Consider the following 1,081-nt stretch of genomic DNA (forward strand, 5'->3'; position numbering starts at 1 on the left):
GGAAGCCTGCTTCGAGATGAGCACTCCCACCTCCTTGAGAGGGTAAGGCTCCCAGTAGACGACTGGGTTGATAGGCCGGATATGGAAGCCCTGTGAGGGGTGGAGTTGACCGGTACTAATAGGCCGAGGGCTTGTCCTCAGACGCTCGCGTTCACTGTGTGGTTCCCGGGTAGCGAACAGCTATCGCCGGCGAACACAAGAAACACTTATCAACTGAAAAGTGTGTTTCGCTGAATACCCGATAGGGTTTCGGTGGTCATAGCGTGAGGGAAACGCCCGGTTACATTCCGAACCCGGAAGCTAAGCCTCACAGCGCCGATGGTACTGCAGGGGGGACCCTGTGGGAGAGTAGGACGCCGCCGAACAATCATTCAAGGCCGCGGCCCCAGCGATTTCGCTGGGGCCGCGGCCTTTTTGTGTTTTGCGAACGTGCACGGCCGGCAAGGCCGGGGCTTCCGCCCGGACGCGGAGTGTTCCCGGATGCCGGACAATGGAGAAGGCGTGCGGCCAGGAGGCCGGCACCCAGCCGCGTGAGGGCGAGATGTTCGGCCCAGGTCTGCGGCAGAGCTGAAGCAGGAGAAGGAGTCACCACAATGTCGAACCAGCCCCAGGACCGTCCCGAGCGTCGATCGGACGACGGCCGAGGCTACGAGCCCCGGTCCCGCGGGAGCTGGTCCAACGACCGTGGTGGCTCGCGCCGCGACGAGCGCCCGGGCGGCTACCGTCGCGACGACCGTGACGACCGTCCGCGTCGTGACGACCGCCCGTCGGGCGGTGGCTACGGCCGCGACCGTGACGACCGCCAGGGCGGCGGCTACCGCCGTGACGACCGTGGCGAGCGTCCCTCCGGCGGTGGCTACCGCCGCGACGATCGTCCGGCCGGCGGAGGCTTCCGTCGTGACGACCGCCCCTCCGGCGGTTTCAACCGCGACCGCGACGACCGTCAGGGCGGTGGCTTCCGCCGTGATGACCGTCCGTCGGGTGGTTTCAACCGTGACGACCGCGGCGACCGTGGTGGTTTCCGTCGTGATGACCGTGGCGAGCGCCCCTCGGGCGGTGGCTTCCGTCGTGACGACCGCCC

At 67.1% G+C, this 1,081-nt stretch carries 2 rRNA genes and 1 pseudogene; all 3 read left to right on the top strand.

The annotated features are described in order from the left end of the window. Positions 1-139 (top strand): 23S ribosomal RNA (locus PUR71_RS14165); the annotation flags it as partial. Positions 140-248: 109 nt separating this feature from the next. After that, positions 249-365: ribosomal RNA gene (gene rrf / locus PUR71_RS14170) — 5S ribosomal RNA — on the top strand. A 228-nt stretch (positions 366-593) separates the two neighbouring features. After that, a pseudogene (locus PUR71_RS14175) lies at positions 594-1,081 on the top strand (DEAD/DEAH box helicase); the annotation flags it as partial.

Source organism: Streptomyces sp. SP17BM10 (genome assembly GCF_036322405.1).
Lineage (GTDB): Bacteria > Actinomycetota > Actinomycetes > Streptomycetales > Streptomycetaceae > Kitasatospora.